The organism is Nonomuraea sp. LPB2021202275-12-8 (assembly GCF_037044575.1).
In the GTDB taxonomy this organism is placed as follows: domain Bacteria; phylum Actinomycetota; class Actinomycetes; order Streptosporangiales; family Streptosporangiaceae; genus Nonomuraea.
Genome location: NZ_JBAHWD010000023.1, coordinates 27,281 through 47,070, shown reverse-complemented (window position 1 = coordinate 47,070; position 19,790 = coordinate 27,281). Strand labels below are relative to the sequence as shown.

Annotated in this window: 20 protein-coding genes and 1 pseudogene; 19 read left to right on the top strand and 2 right to left on the bottom strand. The window is 70.6% G+C overall.

Annotation, left to right across the window (positions count from 1 at the left end; genetic code table 11):
* The first annotated feature begins 18 nt into the window (after window positions 1-18).
* The 17 genes from V5E28_RS32740 (at window position 19) to V5E28_RS32660 (ending at window position 16,875) form a co-directional block, all read left to right on the top strand.
* Entirely contained in the window at window positions 19-477 is a 459-nt protein-coding gene (locus V5E28_RS32740; protein WP_336212713.1) for a DUF2231 domain-containing protein, read from the top strand.
* A gap of 9 nt (window positions 478-486) precedes the next feature.
* On the top strand, window positions 487-1,788 hold the full coding sequence (locus V5E28_RS32735) for a replication-associated recombination protein A (protein ID WP_442945903.1): 1,302 nt from the start codon (window positions 487-489) through the stop codon (window positions 1,786-1,788).
* A 33-nt stretch (window positions 1,789-1,821) separates the two neighbouring features.
* Window positions 1,822-2,214 (top strand): hypothetical protein, encoded by a 393-nt coding sequence (locus V5E28_RS32730; protein WP_336212712.1) that lies wholly within the window; start codon window positions 1,822-1,824, stop codon window positions 2,212-2,214.
* Between the two features lie 199 nt (window positions 2,215-2,413).
* Window positions 2,414-2,785, top strand: a complete 372-nt coding sequence (locus V5E28_RS32725) for a DUF948 domain-containing protein (RefSeq protein ID WP_336212710.1) — start codon at window positions 2,414-2,416, stop codon at window positions 2,783-2,785.
* Complete coding sequence (locus tag V5E28_RS32720) at window positions 2,782-3,012, top strand: hypothetical protein (RefSeq protein ID WP_336212708.1); 231 nt, start codon at window positions 2,782-2,784, stop codon at window positions 3,010-3,012. The genes V5E28_RS32725 and V5E28_RS32720 overlap by 4 nt, the downstream gene beginning before the upstream one ends.
* Window positions 3,013-3,029: 17 nt before the next feature.
* Entirely contained in the window at window positions 3,030-5,702 is a 2,673-nt protein-coding gene (alaS, locus tag V5E28_RS32715) for an alanine--tRNA ligase (RefSeq protein ID WP_336212707.1), read from the top strand.
* A 1-nt stretch (window position 5,703) separates the two neighbouring features.
* Window positions 5,704-6,186, top strand: a complete 483-nt coding sequence (gene ruvX / locus V5E28_RS32710; protein WP_336212705.1) for a Holliday junction resolvase RuvX — start codon at window positions 5,704-5,706, stop codon at window positions 6,184-6,186.
* Window positions 6,183-7,220 (top strand): endolytic transglycosylase MltG, encoded by a 1,038-nt coding sequence (mltG, locus tag V5E28_RS32705; protein WP_336212703.1) that lies wholly within the window; start codon window positions 6,183-6,185, stop codon window positions 7,218-7,220. Before ruvX ends, mltG (V5E28_RS32705) begins: the two co-directional genes overlap by 4 nt.
* A 247-nt stretch (window positions 7,221-7,467) precedes the next feature.
* Window positions 7,468-8,610: an endolytic transglycosylase MltG gene (gene mltG / locus V5E28_RS32700; RefSeq protein WP_336212702.1), complete on the top strand. Its 1,143-nt coding sequence runs from the start codon at window positions 7,468-7,470 to the stop codon at window positions 8,608-8,610.
* Window positions 8,611-8,616: 6 nt separating this feature from the next.
* Window positions 8,617-9,471, top strand: coding sequence for a shikimate dehydrogenase (locus tag V5E28_RS32695; RefSeq protein WP_336212700.1), 855 nt, complete (start codon window positions 8,617-8,619; stop codon window positions 9,469-9,471).
* A gap of 225 nt (window positions 9,472-9,696) precedes the next feature.
* Window positions 9,697-10,368, top strand: coding sequence for a translation initiation factor IF-3 (infC, locus tag V5E28_RS32690; protein ID WP_336212698.1), 672 nt, complete (start codon window positions 9,697-9,699; stop codon window positions 10,366-10,368).
* A gap of 124 nt (window positions 10,369-10,492) precedes the next feature.
* A complete protein-coding gene (gene rpmI / locus V5E28_RS32685; RefSeq protein WP_049568545.1) occupies window positions 10,493-10,687 on the top strand; it encodes a 50S ribosomal protein L35 in 195 nt (64 codons plus the stop codon).
* Window positions 10,688-10,711: 24 nt separating this feature from the next.
* Complete coding sequence (gene rplT / locus V5E28_RS32680) at window positions 10,712-11,095, top strand: 50S ribosomal protein L20 (protein ID WP_336212696.1); 384 nt, start codon at window positions 10,712-10,714, stop codon at window positions 11,093-11,095.
* Window positions 11,096-11,211: 116 nt separating this feature from the next.
* A complete protein-coding gene (locus tag V5E28_RS32675) occupies window positions 11,212-12,015 on the top strand; it encodes a TrmH family RNA methyltransferase (protein ID WP_336212694.1) in 804 nt (267 codons plus the stop codon).
* 50 nt (window positions 12,016-12,065) lie between these two features.
* Window positions 12,066-13,148 (top strand): sensor histidine kinase, encoded by a 1,083-nt coding sequence (locus V5E28_RS32670; protein WP_336212692.1) that lies wholly within the window; start codon window positions 12,066-12,068, stop codon window positions 13,146-13,148.
* A gap of 131 nt (window positions 13,149-13,279) precedes the next feature.
* Window positions 13,280-14,320, top strand: a complete 1,041-nt coding sequence (gene pheS, locus V5E28_RS32665; RefSeq protein ID WP_336212845.1) for a phenylalanine--tRNA ligase subunit alpha — start codon at window positions 13,280-13,282, stop codon at window positions 14,318-14,320.
* On the top strand, window positions 14,320-16,875 hold the full coding sequence (locus V5E28_RS32660; protein WP_336212690.1) for a phenylalanine--tRNA ligase subunit beta: 2,556 nt from the start codon (window positions 14,320-14,322) through the stop codon (window positions 16,873-16,875). Before pheS ends, V5E28_RS32660 begins: the two co-directional genes overlap by 1 nt.
* 58 nt (window positions 16,876-16,933) lie before the next feature.
* On the opposite strand, the pseudogene V5E28_RS32655 reads toward V5E28_RS32660, so the two are convergent.
* Window positions 16,934-17,202, bottom strand: a pseudogene (locus V5E28_RS32655) (Uma2 family endonuclease); the annotation flags it as partial.
* A 149-nt stretch (window positions 17,203-17,351) separates the two neighbouring features.
* Here V5E28_RS32655 and V5E28_RS32650 point away from each other — a divergent pair.
* Window positions 17,352-17,585: a hypothetical protein gene (locus V5E28_RS32650; RefSeq protein ID WP_336212688.1), complete on the top strand. Its 234-nt coding sequence runs from the start codon at window positions 17,352-17,354 to the stop codon at window positions 17,583-17,585.
* Window positions 17,586-17,670: 85 nt separating this feature from the next.
* Window positions 17,671-18,405 carry a metallophosphoesterase family protein gene (locus V5E28_RS32645; RefSeq protein ID WP_336212686.1) on the top strand — a complete coding sequence of 245 codons (735 nt, stop codon included), beginning with the start codon at window positions 17,671-17,673 and terminating at the stop codon, window positions 18,403-18,405.
* Window positions 18,406-18,599: 194 nt separating this feature from the next.
* Here V5E28_RS32645 and V5E28_RS32640 read toward each other — a convergent pair whose 3' ends face one another.
* The gene (locus V5E28_RS32640; RefSeq protein ID WP_336212684.1) at window positions 18,600-19,697 is read right to left on the bottom strand and encodes a hypothetical protein; all 1,098 of its coding nucleotides are present in this window, start codon (window positions 19,695-19,697) and stop codon (window positions 18,600-18,602) included.
* Between the last annotated feature and the right edge of the window lie 93 nt (window positions 19,698-19,790).

Here is a 19,790-nt window from a genome sequence, read left to right as displayed (position 1 = left end):
AACTAAGGAGTCCCCGACATGTTCGATGAGGTCTTCGGACTGCCCACCCACGCTCTGGTCGTCCACTTCGCCGTGGTCCTGACCCCCCTGCTCGTGGCGGTCGCGGTGGCGTACGCCCTGGTGCCCCGCTGGCGCCCGGCGACGGCGTGGGCGGTGGTCCTGCTCTCCCTGGGCACGGCCGCGGCGGTGTTCGCCTCCTGGCTGAGCGGCCCCAGGCTCAAGGAGGCACGCTTCGCGACGGCCGAGGGAGCGCTGGCCGACAGCATCGCCACCCACGAGTCGTTCGCCACCCCGCTGCTGGCTTCGGCTCTCGGCCTCGGCGCGGCCTCGCTGGTGCTGGTCTACGCCTCCCGCGGCGACCGCTTCGGCCGGGCCGGCACGCTGGTGCTGTCGGGCCTGACGGTGGTGCTGGCGCTGGCCGCCGCCTACTACGTCTTCCGCGCCGGCGACTCCGGAGCGCGTGCCGTGTGGGGGTAGCCTCTCGATGTGGAGAGTTTGTTCGACGCGGCGGCTGAGGACGCCACACCGCAGCCGCTGGCGGTTCGCATGCGCCCCCGCACGCTGGACGAGGTGATCGGCCAGCGTCACCTGCTCGGCCCCGGCACCCCGCTGCGCCGGCTGGTGGAGAGCGAGGCGCCCATGTCGCTCTTCCTGTGGGGCCCTCCCGGCACCGGCAAGACGACGCTGGCCTACGTGGTGTCCAACGTCACCAAGCGCCGCTTCGTCGAGATCTCGGCCGTGTCGGCGGGCGTCAAGGACGTCCGGGCCGCCATCGACAACGCCCGCCGAGAGCTCGGCATGTCCGGCCGCCAGACCGTGCTCTTCGTGGACGAGGTCCACCGCTTCAACAAGGCCCAGCAGGACGCCCTGCTGCCCGCGGTCGAGAACCGCTGGGTCACCTTCATCGGCGCCACGACCGAGAACCCGTTCTTCTCCGTCATCTCGCCGCTGCTGTCCCGCTCGCTGCTGCTCACGCTGGAGTCGCTGACCGACGACGACATCCGCGCCGTCCTGCGGCGCGCCGTGTCGGACGAGCGCGGGCTCGGCGGCCGCGCCACCCTCGCGCCCGAGGCCCTCGACCACCTCGTCCGGCTCGCCGGCGGCGACGCCCGCCGGTCGCTGACCTACCTGGAGGCGGCGGCGCTGCTCGCCGACGACATCACCGTCGAGGTGGTGGAGAAGGCCGTCGACAAGGCGGCCGTCCGCTACGACCGTCAGGGCGACCAGCACTACGACGTCATCAGCGCGTTCATCAAGTCGATGCGCGGATCCGACGCCGACGCCGCCCTGCACTACCTCGCCCGCATGATCGAGGCGGGCGAGGACCCGCGTTTCATCGCCCGCCGCATCGTGATCTTCGCCTCCGAGGACGTCGGCATGGCCGACCCCACCTGCCTGCAGACGGCCGTCGCCGCAGCCCAGGCGGTGCAGCTCATCGGCCTGCCCGAAGGACAGATCAACCTCGCGCACGCCGTCATCCACTGCGCGCTGGCGCCCAAGTCCAACGCCGTGGTCAAGGCCATCGGCGCGGCGATCGGCGACGTGCGCCGCGGCCTCATCGGCCAGGTCCCCGGCCACCTGCGCGACGCCCACTACCCGGGGGCGGCCAAGCTCGGCCACGGCGACGGCTACAAGTACCCGCACGACTTCGACCACGGCCTGGTCCGCCAGGACTACGCCCCCGAGCAGGTCCGCGACCGCCGCTACTACGAGCCGACCAAGCACGGCGCCGAGGGCCCGGTCGCCGAGCGCTGGGCGAAGATCCGCGACTTCCTCAGAGGCGCCTGACCCGTTTCGTCCTCGAAGAGGAGCTCCTTCCCCATGACCGACCATCGGGCCTCGTTCGACGCGGTGATCACCTTCGGCAACGGGGGCGCCCTGGCCGCGTTCGACGTCCGCGGCCGCGCCGTACTGCTGCACACGGGCGCGCGGGAGGGCGCCCCGCTGACGCCCGCGGGCGCCGCCTGGTTGGTGAATCGGGGGGCCGCCCTGGTCGGCACGGACGCCGACACGCTGGACGGCACCGCTCCCGCCGGAGGCGCCCCGAGCGCGCGGCAGGCGCTGCTCGACGCGGGGATCGTCGTCGTGGAGGGGCTGGGCGGGCTGGACCGGATGCCGCCGGCGGGCGCGCTGTTCTCCGCCGTCCCGCCGCGCGGTGCGGGCTCCCGCCGTGTTCCCGTCCGGGCGTACGGGCGCGTTCCCGGCGATTCGTAGGCGATCCGAACCGCCGGCCGCGGCGACCGAACGCCTGGTCACCCCCGAGATCAGCGCGGCGCGCGCCCCGATGGGACGGCCCGGGAGCGGGCCGCCGCCGGCGTCGAGGCCTTACCGAGGCCGTCTGCATCACCGACCTTGTCGCCGAGACGCGATAGGGTCTTGCCGTTCCGGCCCAGCGTATGAGGGAGATGAGCGGATGCTTACCGCTGGAGAGGTCGCCGGTCTGATCGCCGCCACGGGCTGGATAGTCCTGGTCTGCGTTCTCGCCATGGTGCTCGTCAAGCTCGCCAGGCTGCTCAACGAGACCACCAAGGCGGTCTCCGAGCTCAACGCCCGCCTGACGCCGCTGCTCGACGACATGAGCGTGACCGTCAACGAGACCAACAGGCAGCTCGTCGCGGTGGAAGCCATCGCCAGGGACGTCAAGCAGGTCAGCGGGCACGCCGCCAAGCTCAGCGCCGTGACCCAGACCGTCTTCACCGGGCCGCTGATCAAGGTGTCGTCCCTCACCTACGGCGTGCGCCGGGCCATCGAGGCCCGCCGGCCGCGCGGGGCGGGGCGCCGATGATCAGGCGGCTGTTCTACATGTCGCTCGGCGCGTTCGTCGCCCTGTGGGTGCTGCGCCGGCTGCAGGCGCTCCACCCCACCCATGTGGCCCGCAGGACCGCCAGCGGAGCTGCGGGAATGCTCACGCGGGTGAGAGACTTTACATCTGACGCGCTCGGCGAGGCCGCCGGCCGCGAAATCGAGTTGCGGGCCCGCTTCGGCCTCGACAACGCTGAAACCAACGACTAACGCAAAGGATGGCCACCATGGAGTCGGCAGAGATCGCGCGCCGCTTCCTGCGCTTCTTCGAGGAGCGTGGGCACAAAGTAGTGCCCTCGGCCAGCCTGATCGCTGAGGACCCAACGCTTCTCCTGGTCAACGCGGGTATGGTGCCGTTCAAGCCGTACTTCCTGGGGCAGCGCAAGCCTCCGGGGTCACGGCTGGCCACCGCCCAGAAGTGCGTGCGCACCCCCGACATCGAAGAGGTCGGCAAGACCACCCGGCACGCCACGTTCTTCCAGATGCTCGGCAACTTCTCCTTCGGCGACTACTTCAAGGCCGAGGTGATCCCGTTCGCCTGGGAGCTGCTCACCAAGCCCGAGTCCGAGGGCGGCTTCGGCTTCCCCGAGGACCGGCTCTGGGCGACGGTCTACCAGGAGGACGACGAGGCGTACGACATCTGGCGCAACAAGGTCGGCCTGCCCGCCGAGCGGATCCAGCGCCGCGGCCTGGAGGACAACTACTGGCACATGGGCGTGCCCGGCCCCGGCGGCCCCTGTTCGGAGATCTACTACGACCGCGGCCCCGAATACGGCCGAGAGGGCGGGCCGATCGCCGACGAGGACCGCTACCTCGAGGTGTGGAACCTCGTCTTCATGCAGTACCAGCTCAGCGAGGTGCGCAGCAAGGTCGACTTCGACATCGCGGGCGAGCTGCCGAGCAAGAACATCGACACCGGCATGGGCCTGGAGCGCATGGCGGCGATCCTGCAGGGCGTCGACAACATCTACGAGATCGACACCACCTACAAGATCCTCGACAAGGCGGCGGAGCTCACCAAGACCCGCTATGGCCAGGACCCGCGCACCGACGTCAGCCTGCGCGTCATCGCCGACCACGTCCGCACCGGCACCATGATGGTCGCCGACGGCGTGATGCCCGGCAACGAGGGCCGCGGCTACGTCCTGCGCCGCATCCTGCGCCGCTCCGTGCGCAACCTGCGCCTGCTCGGCTCCGGCGACGAGCGCTACATGCACACGCTGACCGAAGTCGCGATCAACGTGATGTCCGAGCAGTATCCCGAGCTCAAGGCCGACGCGCCGCAGATCCACGGGGTCATCGACGCCGAGGAGTCGTCGTTCCTCGGCACGCTCCGCACCGGCACCGCGATCTTCGACGTGGCGGTCGAGGAGACCAAGCGCAAGTCGGCCGGCACGCTGTCCGGAGCACAGGCCTTCCAGCTCCACGACACCTACGGCTTCCCGATCGACCTCACCCTCGAGATGGCGGCCGAGCAGGGGCTCAAGGTCGACGAAGAGGGCTTCCGCCGCCTGATGAAGGAGCAGCGGGAGCGGGCGAAGGCGGACGCGGCGGCCAAGAAGACCGGCAACTCTGACATCTCCGTCTTCGGGCAGCTCCTGGAGAAGGCCGGCAAGGTCGAGTTCCTCGGCTACGACGAGATCGAGTCCGACACCAGCGTGGTCGGCATCCTGGTCGACGGCGTCCCGGTCCCCGCGGCGGACGCGGGCAGCACGGTCGAGGTCGTGCTCGGCCGCACCCCGTTCTACGCCGAGGGCGGCGGCCAGCTCGCCGACCAGGGCGTGATCCGCACCGGCGGCGCCGAGGTGGAGATCGTCGACGTGCAGACGCCGCTCGCGGGCCTGGTCGTGCACCGCGGCAAGGTGCGCACCGGCGAGCTCAAGGTCGGCGACGAGGCGCACGCCGAGATCGACCTGGAGCGCCGCCGCGCGATCTCGCGCAGCCACAGCGCCACCCACCTGGTCCACCGCGGCTTCAAGAACGCGCTGGGCGAGTCGGCGGCGCAGGCGGGCTCGGAGAACTCGCCGGGCCGCTTCCGCTTCGACTTCACCGCGGCGGGCGCGGTCCCGCAGAGCGTGCTGCGCGACGTCGAGGACGAGGTCAACGCGGTTCTGATCAACGACCTCAAGGTCAACGCCTTCTACACCACGCAGGCCGAGGCCAGGGCGATGGGCGCGCTGGCGATGTTCGGCGAGAAGTACGGCGACGAGGTCCGCGTGGTCGAGATCGGCGACTACTCCCGTGAGCTGTGCGGCGGCACCCACGTGCACAGCTCCGGCCAGCTCGGCCTGGTCAAGGTGCTCGGCGAGCAGTCGGTCGGCGCCGGCGTGCGCCGCGTCGAGGCGCTGGTCGGCATCGACGCCTTCCGCTTCCTGGCTCGCGAGAGCCTGCTGGTCGCGCAGCTCACCGAGCAGCTCAAGGCGCGCCGCGAGGAGTTGCCCGAGCGCATCGACGGAATCGTCACCCGGCTTCGCGCCGCCGAGAAGGACCTTGACAGGCTCCGCTCCGCTCAGGTGCTCCAGGTGGCGGGCGAGCTCGCTGCCCAGGCCCGTGACCTGCGGGGAGTCTCCGTGGTGACACACCGCGCGCCTGATGGCACCAGCGCCGACGACCTGCGTAAGCTCGCGCTTGACGTGCGGGGCAGGTTCCCGGCCGACCGACCGGCGGTGATGGTGATCGCCGGTGTCCCCTCCGACCGGCCCGTGGTGGTTGCCGCGGTGAACGAGGCGGGACGCGAGCGAGGGCTCAAGGCCGGGAGACTGGTCGGCGTCGCCGCCAAGGCGCTGGGGGGTGGCGGTGGCGGCAAGGACGACGTCGCGCAGGGCGGCGGGACCCGCCCGGAGGCGATCGACGACGCGTTGCGGCAGGTCGAACAGGCCGTCACGGAGCAGCTCGGCTGACATGAGGTTCGGTTCGCGGCTTGGCGTGGACGTCGGGTCCGTACGCATCGGCGTGGCGCGCAGCGACCCCTCGGGGACGCTGGCCACGCCGGTGGAGACGGTCAGGCGGGGCAAGGGCGATCTCGACCGCATCGCCGAGATCGCCGAGGAGCACGAGGCGATCGAGGTGGTGGTGGGGCTGCCCACCTCGCTGTCCGGCCGGGAGGGCAAGGCGGCGGAGCTGGCGCGCGAGTTCGCCACCCTCCTCGCCGGGCGGCTCGCGCCCACGCCGGTCCGGCTGTTCGACGAGCGGCTCACCACGGTCGCGGCCCAGCAGGGCCTGCGGGCGAGCGGCGTGCGCGCCAAGAAACAGCGCGGCGTCATCGACCAGGCGGCCGCAGTTGTGCTGCTGCAGGACGCGCTCGACTCCGAGCGCGTCACGGACAGGCCGCCAGGCAGGCCCGTCGACCCGCCCGCCGAGGCGGCCGACGGCCCCGCCTCATGATCCGCGGCTCCACCAGCCCGACCCTGCCCCCGCGGCGGCGGCCGGCGGTGCTCGCTCTCGGGCTGACCGCCTCCGCGCTCGCCCTGGGGGCGGGGGCGTATGGCATGGTCAAGCCGTACGTGGACCCCGACGACTTCGAGGGCGCCGGCGGTGAGGCGGTGACCGTGCGGATCGCGCCCGGGGCGACCGCCACCGACGTGGCCTCGGCGCTGGCCGGGGCCGGGGTGGTGGCGAGCGCGCGTTCGTTCGTCAACGTGGCCGAGCAGCGCTCGATGGCCGCCAGCCTGCGGCCGGGACACTACCGGCTGCGCAAGGGCATGGCCGCGGAGGCGGCGCTCGACCTGCTGCTCGCGCCGGGCTCGCGCGTCGTCAGGCGGGTCACCGTGCCCGAGGGGCTGCGGGCAGCGGAGACCCTGCGGCGCGTCGCCGCGCAGTCCGGCCTGCCGCTGGACGCGCTGCGCGGGGTGGACCCCGCCCTGGTGGGGCTGCCGGAGTACGCCACCGGCGTGGAAGGCTTCCTGTTCCCGGCGACGTACGAGGTCGAGCCGGGGGCCACGGCAGTGGATGTGCTCGCTTCGATGGTGGAGCGGTTCGGCGTCACCGCCAGGCAGCTCCGCCTGCGTGAGCGGGCGGAGCGGGTGCGGCTGACGCCGCTGGAGGCCGTCACGGTGGCGAGCATCGTCCAGGTGCAGGCCGGTTCGGAGCCGGACTTTCCGAAGATCGCTAGAGTGATCTACAACCGGCTCAGGCGTGACCTGCCGCTCAGGCTGGACCGCACGCGGGCGCTCAGAATCACGCGCAGTGACACCGAACCGGGCTCGCCGCATGACGCTCACGCCCAGAAGGGGCTGCCGCCAGCGCCGATCTCCAGCCCCGGAGAGAAGGCACTGATGGCGGCGTTGTACCCGGCAAAGGGTGACTGGCGCTGGTTTGTTACGACGGATCCGGTGCATAGAATCACCAAATTCACCAACAAAGAGAGCGAGTTCGTGAGATACCGGAAAGAGTTGGACGACAACCTCGGGACGAACTGATGCTCGCCGGGCCGCTTCCCGCCCCGCGGGAGTTCACCGCTGCCCCCGTGCGGCTCTCCCGACCCGGGACATACACTCTCTTTCCGTCCCTTAGCATGGCTACACACAGTGACCCTTGCCGGCCGTCACGCCGTGTCCGGCGCGCCCCCCTCGTCCGCTCGGTGCCCCCCCACCGCCCGGTGCATCCAATCGACGCCGGGTTCGCCGTACCGGGAGATTGGCCAGCTCAGCTATGAACGATCTCGACATGGATTTCCTCCTCGGCGCCGAGGACGACGACGGCCGGGGCGGACGCCGCACCAGAGGCTCCGGCAAGCGCGGCGGCAGCCGCAGGCGGCGCAGGCGCCGCAACCGCGGCGGCCTGCTCGCCCCGCTGCTGGCCTTCATCATCCTGGCCGGCATCATCGGCGGCGGCGGCTACTACGGCTATCTGTGGGTCAGCGACGCTCTCGTGCCCGACGACTACACCGGCCAGGGCACGGGCGAGGTCATCATCGAGATCAAGGACGGTCAGAGCGCCTCCGACGTGGCCCAGCAGCTGGAGAGCAAGGGGGTCGTGGCCAGCGCCAGAGCCTTCACCAACGCGATCGGCAGCGCAGGCAAGAGCGCCTCGCTCCAGCCCGGCTCCTACAAGCTGCGCAAGCAGATGGCCGCGGCCGACGCGGTGAAGCTGCTCGACCCGAAGAAGCGGATGCTGCTGGAGGTGCGGCTGCCGGAGGGGCTGCGCATGTCCGACACCTTCACCAAGCTCGCCGAGCAGACCGGTCTGGAGCGCAAGGAGTTCGAGGCCGCGGCCAAGAACGCCAGAGACCTCGGCCTGCCGTCATACGCCAAGGGCAAGATCGAGGGCTACGCCTTCCCCGCCACCTACGACTTCCAGCCGAAGTCCACGCCGGCCGACATGCTGACGCGGATGATCGAGCGGTTCAACCAGACGGCGGAGAAGGTCGACCTGGAGGGCAGCGCCAAGAGCCTCGGCTACACAGCCCATGAGATCGTCACGATCGCCAGCATCATCCAGGCCGAGGCGGGACGCCACGAGGACATGCCGAAGATCGCCCGGGTCATCTACAACCGGCTCGGCCACGAGCCCCAGATGACGCTGTCGATGGACAGCACGGTGATGTACGCGTGGAAGCGCTACCGGACCACGGCCACCCACGCCGAGCTGGAGATCAAGTCCCCGTACAACACCTACAAGCACCTCGGCCTGCCGCCCGGTCCCATCGCCAACCCAGGCGACGACGCGATCGAGGCGGCGCTGAATCCGGCCAAGGGTCCCTGGCTGTACTTCGTCGCCACCGATCCCAAGAGCAAGGTCACCAAGTTCGCCACCACCGAGGCGGAGCGCCAGGCTCTGCTGGCCGAGTTCGAGAAGAACGGCGGCTGACGGAGGATGCGCGCGGCGGTGCTGGGCTCGCCGATCGCCCACTCGCTCTCGCCGTTCCTGCACCGGGCGGCCTATTGCGAGATGGGGCTGGCCGGGTGGAGCTACGAGGCGTTCGAGTGCGACGAGGCCGCGCTGCCCGCGCTGTTGCGCGGGATGCGGCCGGTGCGGGGCGAGGGGCCTGACCAGGCCGGCACTTGGGCGGGCCTGTCGCTCACGATGCCGCTCAAGCGCGCCGTGCTGCCCTTGCTCGACACCGTCTCCGCGCGGGCCGTCGAGGTGGGGGGCGTCAACACGGTGATCTTCGGCGACGGCGCGGCGCACGGCGAGAACACCGACGTGTACGGCATCAAGCAGGCGCTGGCCGAAGCCGGGGTGCCCGCCCCGCGGTCGGCGACCGTGCTGGGCGGCGGCGCCACGGCCTGCTCCGCGCTCGCGGCGCTGCGCGACCAGGGGCTGTTCGCCGCGACCCTGATCGTGCGGGATCCCGCGAGGGCGGGGGAGACGGCGAAGGCGGCCGAGCGGCTCGGCGTGTCGCTGGCGGTGCGCACGTTCGACAAGATCGACGCGGTGGCGCACGCCGATCTCGTGGTGTCCACGCTGCCGGCCGGCGGCGCCGACGCGTACGCGAGTCGGCTGGCGCGGGTCCCCGCGCTCTTCGACGTGGTCTACTCTCCCTGGCCGACGCGGGCGGCGGCGGCCGTGCGGGCCGCGGGCGGCACGGTGGTCGGGGGGTACGCGATGCTGCTGCACCAGGCCGTGCGGCAGGTGGAGCTGATGACAGGCCGGTCGGACGTGCCGGTGGAGGCCATGCGCGCCGCCGGCGAGGCGGAGATCATCAGGCGAGCCGGTCGAACGGGCTGACCGGTGACCAACCAGGTTCTGCCGAGGACTCTGGCCAGCGGGGATGATTCGAGGAAGTCTCGTGGTTGTGGTAATGTAGCTCTCTGATCGGTCCGGCATGGCTGCTGGACGCGCAAGCGGAGGTCTCCTCCCACCCGGGTCGCCGAGAGGTGGCCGGGTAAAGGATCACGCCGGACTTCTCCGGGGAGCTTTAGGCCACGAAGCCGAAGAGCTCAGTGGCCCCGCATGCGTAACGTGCGGGGCTTTTCGCGTTTCGCGGAAGCTCTCCGGCACGACGAGCACGTAGGGATCGCAAACCTAGGAGGCCCCATCAGCACTGAGCCCCGCATCAACGAGCGTATCCGAGTTCCCGAGGTTCGCCTCGTGGGCCCGAACGGCGAGCAGGTGGGCATCGTGTCCATTCACGACGCACTGAAGCTCGCCCAGGAAGCCGACCTTGACCTCGTCGAGGTCGCGGCGACGGCTCGACCGCCCGTGTGCAAGCTCATGGACTACGGCAAATTCAAGTACGAGTCCGCGATGAAGGCGCGCGAGGCGCGCAAGAATCAAGCGCACACGATCATCAAGGAGATCAAGCTCCGGCCGAAGATCGACCCGCACGACTACGAGACCAAGAAGGGTCACGTGGTGCGGTTCCTCAAGGCGGGAGACAAGGTCAAAGTCACGATCATGTTCCGTGGCCGCGAGCAGTCCCGACCGGAGCTCGGCTTCCGGCTTCTGCAGCGGCTGGCCGAGGACGTCCAGGAGCTCGGGTTCGTCGAGTCCCAGCCCAAGCAGGACGGCCGTAACATGATCATGGTGATCGGTCCGCACAAGAAGAAAGCCGAGGCCAAGGCCGAGAAGGCGGCGGCCAAGGCACAGAGTGGCAGCGAGGAGCCTTCCGCACAGGAAGCGTGACCCGCGGTTCGGGTTAGCCTTCCTGAGCACCCCGAACAGCCACCGCCCGACGAAGACGCCGCGACCGGGTCGGCCCAGCACCGACCCGGCCACCGGCACGAGCGAATTGAGGAGAGACGGCGACATGCCGAAGATGAAGACGCACAGCGGTGCGAAAAAGCGGTTCCGGCTTACCGGCTCCGGCAAGGTCATGCGCCGCCGCGCCAGCCGCGCGCACTACAACGAGTGGAAGTCGTCTACGCTGACGCGCCGTCTCAAGAACGAGGTCGTCCTTTCCGACGCCGACTCCAAGAAGATCAAGAAACTGCTCGCCAAGTAGCGCGAACCCCCGGGGAGAAGAATCATGGCACGCGTGAAGCGGGCGCTCAACGCCAAGAAGAAGCGCAAGGTCGTCCTTGATCGGGCGAGCGGTTACCGCGGTCAGCGGTCGCGGCTCTACCGCAAGGCCAAGGAGCAGATGCTCCACTCGATGACCTACGCCTACAGGGACCGCAAGGACCGCAAGGGCGCTTTCCGCCGTCTCTGGATCCAGCGGATCAACGCCGCTGCCCGCCAGAACGGCATGACCTACAACCGCCTGATCCAGGGCCTTCGACTGGCCAACATCGAGGTGGACCGCAAGATCCTGGCCGACCTCGCGGTCAACGACAGCCAGACCTTCGCCACGCTCGTCGAGGCCGCCAAGAAGGCGCTGCCCGCCGACGTGAACGCGCCGGCCGCGAGCTGAGGCGTTAGACGAGCCCGGCTGGGCTTATGAGTCGAAAAGGGGCCCACCTGACGGTGGGCCCTTTGCCATGTTGTACGGGCAGCGTACGGATCCCGTACACGCGAGCAGGGAGAGTGATGGCCGGAACCGAGCTGACCAACGTGCGGTCGCCGCGGGTGAAGGCGGCGCGCAGGCTCACCAAGCGCGCCTTCAGGGAGCAGGACCGCAGGTTCCTGGCCGAGGGGCCGCAGGCGGTGCGTGAGGCGCTCAAGCTCGACGGCGTGACGCTGGAGCTGTTCGCGACCGCCGAGGCCGAGCTGCGCCATCCCGAACTCGTCACCGCGGCCACGCTCCAGGGCGTGCCGGTCCACCGGGCCAGCGGCGAGGTCATGTCGGAGCTGTCCCAGACCGTCACCCCGCAGGGGCTGGTGGCCGTCTGCCGGCTGGTGCACGTGCCGCTCGGCGACGCCCTGCCGGCCGAACCCCGACTGGTCGCCCTGCTGGCGCACGTGCGTGACCCGGGGAACGCGGGCACCGTCATGAGGGCCGCCGACGCCGCCGGCGCCGACGCGGTCGTCTTCACCGACGCCTCCGTCGACCCGTACAACGGCAAGTGCGTGCGAGCCAGCGCGGGCAGCCTGTTCCACCTGCCCGTGGTCGTCGGCGCGCCGGTGGCGCAGGCCGTGGGCCTGCTCAGGGAGCGGGGCATGCGGGTGCTCGCGGCGGACGGCGCGGGCAAGCACACGCTCGACGACGTGGACCTGTCGGGGCCCACCGCGTGGATCTTCGGCAACGAGGCGTGGGGGCTGCCGGAGGAGGTGCTCGGACAGGCCGACGACGTGGTCAGAGTGCCCATCTACGGACAGGCCGAAAGCCTCAACCTCGCCACCGCCGCGGCGGTGTGTCTTTACTCCTCCGCGAGAGCTCAGCGAGTGCCCTAGGCGACGGGAAACCCGCTATTGTCGGCCTTGTAGGCGGAGGAGGCGAGGTCGTGCACGGCGAGGACACCGACGGGCGAGTAGTGGCCGCCGCGTGCACGATAGCCATCGACGACCTTCCCGACGGCCTGATCGTGACCGACAGGTTCGGCCGCGTGCTCGCCGTCAACCGGGCCGCCTCAAGGCTCACCGGCGTCCCCATGGAGCGCGCCGTCGGCAGGGACATGAACGAGGTGTTCCCGCTGCGCGACAACGACGGCCGGGAGTGGTGGAAGGCCCTCGACCCCGAGGGCGGCCTGCGCACCCGCACCAGAGTGCCGGAGCGGCCGCTCCACCTGCCGGGCGGACAGGAGCTGTACGTCGCGGCGAGGCTGGTGCGCGAGCCCGAGCGGGGCGGCGACGTCGAGCGGGTGGCGATCACGCTGCGCGACGGAGGCGCCCGCGCCCGGCTGGAGCGCAGCCGCGCCGACCTGGTCTCCACGGTCGCCCACGAGCTGCGCTCGCCGCTGACCAGCGTCAAGGGCTTCACCGCGACGCTGCTCGCCAAGTGGACCCGCTTCACCGACGAGCAGAAGCGCGTCATGCTCGAGACCGTCAACAACGACGCCGACCGCGTCACCCGGCTCATCACCGAGCTGCTCGACGTCTCGCGGATCGAGTCCGGCCGGCTGGAGCTGCACCGTCAGGTCGTCGACCTGACGGCCAGAGCGCGGCGGATCATCGCGGGCCGGGTCGCGGCAGGCGAGCAGGAGGACCGTTTCCACCTGATCGTGGGCGACGATCTCCCTGAGATGTGGCTTGACCAGGACAAGATGGACCAAATCCTGGCTAACCTGGTGGAAAATGCGCTGCGCCATGGGCGTGGCACCGTGACAATAGAGATCGAATCCGTGGGATGGGGAGTTGCCGTGTCGGTGCGCGACCAGGGCGAGGGCGTCAAGCCCGAGGTGGCCCCGCGCGTCTTCAGGCAGTTCTGGCGGGGCAACAGCCGCAGGCGAGGCGGCACCGGCCTCGGCCTGTTCATCGTCAAGGGGCTGGTCGAAGCCCATGGCGGCACCATCACCGTGCAGCAGGCGCCCGAGGGCGGGGCGGAGTTCCGATTTACCATGCCCACCGGCACGCCTGACTTCGCGTAGAGCAGGACCGGTGGGCTGGGCCGTCCGGGCCCCACTAGACTTTTCCGCTCAAGCCCTGAATACGGAGCTCACTCTTGTCTGACTACGACCCCGTCGAGGTCACACCGCTGCACGCCGACGAGGTGTCCCGCATGGAGGCCGACGCCCTCGCGGCCATCAAGGCGGCCGACAGCCTCGACGCACTCAAGCAGGCCAGGCTGGCGCACGCCGGTGACCGCTCGCCCATCGCGCTGGCCAACCGCGAGATCGGCGCCCTGCCTCCGGCCGCCCGTGCCGAGGCCGGCAAGCGCGTCGGCAGCGCCCGCAAGGCGATCAACGAGGCGCTCGCCGCCCGGCAGGCCGAGCTGGAGGCCGAACGCGACGCCCGCGTGCTCGTCGAGGAGACCGTCGACGTCACACTGCCCTGGGACCGGCGGCCGCGCGGCGCCCGCCACCCGCTGACCACGCTGCAGGAGCGCATCGCCGACGCCTTCGTCGCGATGGGCTACGAGATGGCCGAAGGGCCCGAGCTCGAAGGCGAATGGTTCAACTTCGACGCGCTCAACATCGCCACGGACCACCCGGCCCGCTCCGACCACGACACGTTCTTCGTCGGGTCCACGCAGTCGGGCATGGTGCTGCGCACGCAGACCTCGCCGGTGCAGATCCGCGCGCTGCTCGAGCGCGAGCTGCCGGTGTACGTGATCTCGCCGGGCAAGACCTTCCGCACCGACGAGCTCGACGCCACCCACACCCCGGTCTTCCACCAGACCGAGGGCCTGGCCGTCGACAAGGGCCTGACCATGGCCCACCTCAAGGGCACGCTCGACCGGTTCGCCGAGGTCATGTTCGGCGAGGGCATCACCACCCGCTTCCGGCCCAACTACTTCCCGTTCACCGAGCCGTCGGCCGAGATGGACCTCAAGTGCTTCGTCTGCCGCGGAGCCTCGGCCGTCCCCGGCAACCCGCCGTGCCGCACCTGCAAGAGCGAGGGCTGGATCGAGTGGGGCGGCTGCGGCATGGTCAACCCGCGCGTGCTCATCGCCTGCGGCGTCGACCCGTCTGTTTACTCCGGGTTCGCGTTCGGCATGGGCATCGAGCGGACGCTGATGTTCCGCCACAACGCCGAGGACATGCGCGACATGATCGAGGGAGACGTGCGCTTCACGCTCCCGTTCGGAATGGAGATCTGATGAAGGTCCCGCTTACCTGGCTGCGGGAGTATGTCGATCTCCCGGCGGTCACCGCGCACGAGGTGGCCGACAAGCTCACCGCGGCCGGCCTCAAGCTGGAGTCCATCACCTCCCACGGCTACGACGTCAAGAACGTCGTGGTCGGTGAGGTGCTGGAGATCGAGGAGCTGACCGGGTTCAAGAAGCCCATCCGGCACTGCAAGGTCGAGGTGGGTGAGGCCGCGCCGCGCGAGATCGTCTGCGGCGCCACCAACTTCGCCGTGGGCGACCGGGTGCCGGTCGTGCTGCCGGGCGGCGTGCTGCCCGGCGGGTTCGAGGTGGGCGCGCGCAAGACCTACGGCCGCCTGTCCGAGGGCATGATCTGCTCCGAGCGCGAGCTCGGCCTGGGCGACGACCACGCCGGCATCATGGTGCTGCCGTCCGGCACACCCGTCGGCGCCGACGTGGTCGAGCTGCTCGGCCTGCGCGACGACGTCATCGAGCTGGAGATCACCCCCGACATCGGCTACGCGCTGTCGATCAGGGGAGTGGCCCGCGAGGCCGCCACCGCGTTCGGCGTGCCGTTCCGCGACCCCGCCGCCGTCGAGCCGCCGCAGGAGACGCAGCCCTCGTGGCCCGCCTCGATCGCCGACCCGACCGCGTGCGACAGGTTCGTGCTGCGTCAGGTCCGCGGCTTCGACCCCGACGCGCAGAGCCCGCTGTGGATGCGCGTGCGCCTCACCCGCGCCGGGATGCGCCCGGTGTCGCTGGCCGTCGACATCACCAACTATCTGATGCTGGAGCTCGGCCAGCCGCTGCACGCCTTCGACACCGCCAAGCTCACCGGCGGGATCGTCGTGCGCAGGGCCGAGCCGGGAGAGCGGCTGGAGACGCTCGACCACGTCGTGCGCGACCTCGACCCCGACGACATCCTGATCACCGACGAGACGGGCCCGATCTCGATGGCGGGCACCATGGGCGGCCTGGAGACGGAGATCTCCGCCGGCTCGACCGACATCGTGATCGAGGCCGCGCACTTCTCGGCGACCGGCATCTCCCGCGAGTCCCGCAGGCACAACCTCGTGTCGGAGGCGTCCAAGCGGTTCGAGCGCGGCGTCGACAGGGAGCTGCCGCTCGTCGCGTCGTGGCGGGCGGTGCAGCTGCTGGCGGAGCTGGGCGGCGCCACCGTGCTGCCCGGGGTCACCCATGCCCAGGTGGACGTCCAGCCGGCCCGCATCGCGATCCCGGCCGGCCACCCGGGTGACGTGGCCGGCATCCCCTACTCCAAGGAGGCCGTCGTACGGCGGCTGGAGCAGGTCGGCTGCACCGTCGTCGACGGCGACGACCCCGCCGTGCGCACCGGCGGCGTGGACCCGACCGGCGTCATCACCGGCGGCGAGCTGGCGGCCAGGCTGGCCGTCACCGGCGACGACATGATCACGGTGACGCCGCCGTCGTGGCGGCCCGACCTCACCGACCCCAGCGACCTGGCCGAAGAGGTCATCAGGCTGGAGGGCTACGAGAACCTGCCGTCGGTGCTGCCCAAGGCCCCCGCCGGCGCCGGGCTCACCGACGGGCAGCGGCTGCGCCGGCGGGCCGGCCGCGCGCTCTCCGAGGCCGGGTACGTCGAGGTGCTCGCCTACCCGTTCATCAGCGCCGACGACTTCGACCACCTGCAGCTGCCCGCCGACGACGCGCGCCGCCGGGCCATGCGGCTGGCCAACCCGCTGGCCGAGGACGAGCCGCTGATGCGCACGACGCTGCTGCCGGGGCTGCTCAAGATCCTGGTGCGCAACGTCGGGCGCGGCTTCACCGACGTGGCGCTGTTCGAGACCGGAGCTGTTTACCGGCCTCGCGAGGATGCCCCCGCGACCGCGCCGGTGCTCGGTGTCGAACGCAGGCCGACGGCGGAGGAACTGGCCACGATCGAGGCGGCGCTGCCCAGCCAGCCGACACGGGCCGCGGTCGTCCTCGCCGGCGAGTTCGAACGATCCGGCTGGTGGGGCGCCGGCCGGCAGGCCTCCTGGGCCGACGCGGTGCAGGCCGCACGCCTGGTCGCGGGCGAGGCGGGGCTCGAGCTGTCGATCAACGCCGACCAGCACGAGCCCTGGCACCCCGGCCGGTGCGCCGCCCTCTACGTCGGCGACACGCTCGTCGGCCACGCCGGCGAGCTCCACCCCCGGGTCGTCGAGGCCTACGGCCTGCCGCCGCGCACGGCCGCGATGGAGCTCGACCTGACGCGGCTGGAGGCGGCCCTGCCGGGCCCGGTCCAGGCGCCGCCCATCTCCCCCTATCCGGTCGCGACCCAGGACGTGGCCCTGATCGTGCCCGACTTCACACCGGTGGCCGACGTGGAGGCGGCGCTGCGCGACGGCGCGGGCGAGCTGCTGGAGTCCATCCGGCTGTTCGACGTCTACACGGGCGAGCAGGTGGGGCAGGGCAACAAGTCCCTCGCCTACACGCTTCGCTTCCGCGCGCCGGACCGCACGCTGACGGTCGAGGAGACGACCGCGGCCCGCGACGCCGCCGTGGCACTGGCCGCCGACCGCCTCGGGGCCCATCTGCGCAGCGGCTGACGGGGAAGCAGAAGGCTGGTACGGATCCCGTACCAGCCCTTTTCTCTGCTCGGCGGTGGTCGATGTCGAACGGCAGGTTCGCTTTGACCAGGTCGCGGCCCGTGGGGACGTAGGGGAGCTCGGCGGGTCGGAGCTCGTGGCCGTGGACCACCGGCCTGCCTGAGCCGCTCTCTACGCGCCAGAAGTGGGGGATCCCCGCTTCGACGTAAAGCTGCGGCTTGCGGTCGCGCGACCTGGACTCGGGTGAGACCACTTCGATGACGCTTGCGGACCTACGAACGCCAAGCTCCCGTCGATCAACTCGGTGTGCGCGGGTAGATGCGGCATGCGATCGAGATCTTCTGCCGCGAAGCCTTCCGGGAGGCCCAATCGGGCAGCGAGGATTCTGGCGTCGCAGCCACCTGTGACGCGCACGTCTGTGAACGGACGCGTGCCGGCGCCTGCACGGGGAGCGGTGAATGGCAGAATGCGGCTCTATGAGGCAGCTACTCGTGTTCGGTGAGCGGGACGATGCCGAGGAGGTCGCCGAGACGCTGGCCGAGTGGTTTCCGGGGCTCGGGGTGCCGCGGGTGGTCCGGGAGACGCTGGCGGGGGAGGACGACGCCGAGGACGCGCAGTGGCTGGTCGTGGCCGAAGGGCTCGACGAGGGCGGCTTGGCCAAGGTGGACGAGCTGGTCGAGCGGTATGCCGGCTGGCGCGAGCAGGGCTGAGGCGCGGGCGTCGTCACGTGGCGGCTGGTGTTCGTCAGGCGCGAACACCAGTGCGAAAGCCGGCCGATGATGCGAGAGTGATGGCATGCGCGTCGCCGTTCTCTCCGACATCCATGGAGTGCTTCCCGCGCTCGAAGCCGTGCTCGCCGAGCCGGAGGTGGCCGGGGCCGACCTGATCGTGCTCACGGGTGACATGGCTTCCGGGCCGCTGCCCGTCGAGACACTCGACGTGCTGGCCTCCTTGGGGGAGCGGGCGCTGTGGCTGCGCGGCAACGCCGACAGAGAGCTGGTGGAGGTGGCCTCGGGCAAGCCCGGCGTGCTGCCGGTCTCGGAGTGGGCGGGCCATCAGCTCCGGCCCGAGCAGGTCGAGCTGCTCGCCTCGCTGCCTGACCGGCAGGTGCTCGACCTGGAACGGTTGGGGACGACGCTGTTCGTGCACGCGACACCGCGAAGCGACGAGGAGATGATCCTCGTCGACAGCCCGCTGGAGCGCTGGGCCGAGGTGCTCAAGGGAGAGAGCGCCGACACCGTCGTGCTGGGCAACACCCACATGCCCTTCCTGCGCCTCGCCGACCGCACGCTCGTGGTCAACCCCGGCTCCGTCGGCATGCCGTACGGCACGGCGGGCGCGCACTGGGCGTTGCTCGACGGCGAGTCGGGCGGCGTCACCCTGCGGCGCACCCTCCTCGACGCCGATCGGGTGAGCGAGCGGCTCCTCGCCGAGAGCGGCTTCGACGGCATCGAGGCGTGGGCGGCCACCTACATCACGGCGACCTACTCCGACGCCGAAGCCTTGAAGGTGTTCTCCGCCAAGGGGTGACGGAAGGCCCGGCAGGCTGACGACCCGCCGGGCGGACAGGGGTGACGGCGTCTTGTTGAAGGGGCAATCTCCACCCGGGCGGCGACGGTGCCTTCGTGGCCGTGTGGCCGGCCGTGACTCCGGCACGGCGTGTCGCGGTGGCCGTGCCGGAGTGAGGGCGTGCCGGGTGGGGGTGAGCCGGGGAGGGGCGGTCGTTACTGGATGCGTTCGAAGGGGGCGGGCGCCTGGCCGGTCCAGCGGTGGAGCCTGGAGTGGGCGGTCTGCTTGGTCACGCCGTCCTCGACGATCTTGCCGTCCTGGGTCACGTAGTAGCGGCCGTCGTCCAGCGAGGTCAGGCCGTACTGGCCGCCGAACTCCCAGCCCCAGACGCCGGACTCCGGGTGGTGCAGTCCCTCGGGCACGAGGGAGAGGAGCTTGCCCTGCTCAGGCTGCGGCTGGCCCTTGATGGTGCCCTGGACCGGACGCTGGGAGCCGTCGACCATGAAGAACGAGTAGTTGGGGAACTGCGGCTTGACGCCCTTGTAGGCGGCCATGAACCACTTGCCGGTGTAGCCGTCGTACTCCAGGTTCTGCACACCGTAGGTCGTGTTGCCCGTGTAGACGAAGTACTTGCCGTCGGGGCGCTCGGGACCGGCGGTGTGGGGGTCGGCCTGGGTGAGGGGGCGCTCGAACTGGCGCCACTTGGTGATGTCGTACTGCAGGAGGACCTGGTGGTCGTTGTCCTGACGGCTGGTGTTGGAGTAGACGCCGTAGGCGACGGTCAGCTTCTGCTTGCCGTGGCGCCTGCCGAACTCGGGGCCGAAGGCGACGCCGTCGATGCCGCTGCAGCCGTAGCGGTGGTCGGGGGTGTTGCCGATGTTGCCGTCGAACTTGCCGTCGCCGTTCATGTCGGCGCTGTAGTCGGCGACGACCTCCTTGAGGTAGACGGCGGTCACCACGTTGGAGGTCTCGGCGTCCATGTCGAGGCTGGTGATGCGGTCGACGTCGAAGATGGCGATGTAGAAGGCCTGCGCGTCCTTGTACTCCAGGGAGCCGTAGACGCGCCCGTCCTTGGCGTTGAAGTCGAGGTCGCCGAGGTGGCCGGTGAAGCCGGTGACGGAGCCCACGGGGCGGCCGGTCAGGTCGGTCTTGACGAGGAGGTTGGTGAAGGAGAAGTACATGAACCCCTTCTTCTCGTCCACCGCGATGCCCTGTACGTGGCCTGCCGGCCATGCTCCGCCGTACACCTCCGCCGGGAACTCCGGCGGCTTGCCGGAGGCGTGAGCAGGGGAGGTGACCAGGGCTGATGCCATCAAAGCCGTGACAAGCACGTGTGCGACCCGCATGTGTTCTTCGCGTACCTTTCAGATCTTCGTGATGAACGAGGACATTAGGGTGTCACGTGA

Coding starts and splice junctions, on each gene's coding strand:
- V5E28_RS32740 (WP_336212713.1), top strand. CDS start 19: ATGTTCGATGAGGTCTTCGGACTGCCCACCCACGCTCTGGTCGTCCAC.
- V5E28_RS32730 (WP_336212712.1), top strand. CDS start 1,822: ATGACCGACCATCGGGCCTCGTTCGACGCGGTGATCACCTTCGGCAAC.
- V5E28_RS32725 (WP_336212710.1), top strand. CDS start 2,414: ATGCTTACCGCTGGAGAGGTCGCCGGTCTGATCGCCGCCACGGGCTGG.
- V5E28_RS32720 (WP_336212708.1), top strand. CDS start 2,782: ATGATCAGGCGGCTGTTCTACATGTCGCTCGGCGCGTTCGTCGCCCTG.
- alaS (WP_336212707.1), top strand. CDS start 3,030: ATGGAGTCGGCAGAGATCGCGCGCCGCTTCCTGCGCTTCTTCGAGGAG.
- ruvX (WP_336212705.1), top strand. CDS start 5,704: ATGAGGTTCGGTTCGCGGCTTGGCGTGGACGTCGGGTCCGTACGCATC.
- mltG (WP_336212703.1), top strand. CDS start 6,183: ATGATCCGCGGCTCCACCAGCCCGACCCTGCCCCCGCGGCGGCGGCCG.
- mltG (WP_336212702.1), top strand. CDS start 7,468: ATGGATTTCCTCCTCGGCGCCGAGGACGACGACGGCCGGGGCGGACGC.
- V5E28_RS32695 (WP_336212700.1), top strand. CDS start 8,617: ATGCGCGCGGCGGTGCTGGGCTCGCCGATCGCCCACTCGCTCTCGCCG.
- infC (WP_336212698.1), top strand. CDS start 9,697: ATGCGTAACGTGCGGGGCTTTTCGCGTTTCGCGGAAGCTCTCCGGCAC.
- rpmI (WP_049568545.1), top strand. CDS start 10,493: ATGCCGAAGATGAAGACGCACAGCGGTGCGAAAAAGCGGTTCCGGCTT.
- rplT (WP_336212696.1), top strand. CDS start 10,712: ATGGCACGCGTGAAGCGGGCGCTCAACGCCAAGAAGAAGCGCAAGGTC.
- V5E28_RS32675 (WP_336212694.1), top strand. CDS start 11,212: ATGGCCGGAACCGAGCTGACCAACGTGCGGTCGCCGCGGGTGAAGGCG.
- pheS (WP_336212845.1), top strand. CDS start 13,280: ATGGAGGCCGACGCCCTCGCGGCCATCAAGGCGGCCGACAGCCTCGAC.
- V5E28_RS32660 (WP_336212690.1), top strand. CDS start 14,320: ATGAAGGTCCCGCTTACCTGGCTGCGGGAGTATGTCGATCTCCCGGCG.
- V5E28_RS32650 (WP_336212688.1), top strand. CDS start 17,352: ATGAGGCAGCTACTCGTGTTCGGTGAGCGGGACGATGCCGAGGAGGTC.
- V5E28_RS32645 (WP_336212686.1), top strand. CDS start 17,671: ATGCGCGTCGCCGTTCTCTCCGACATCCATGGAGTGCTTCCCGCGCTC.
- V5E28_RS32640 (WP_336212684.1), bottom strand. CDS start 19,697: ATGGCATCAGCCCTGGTCACCTCCCCTGCTCACGCCTCCGGCAAGCCG.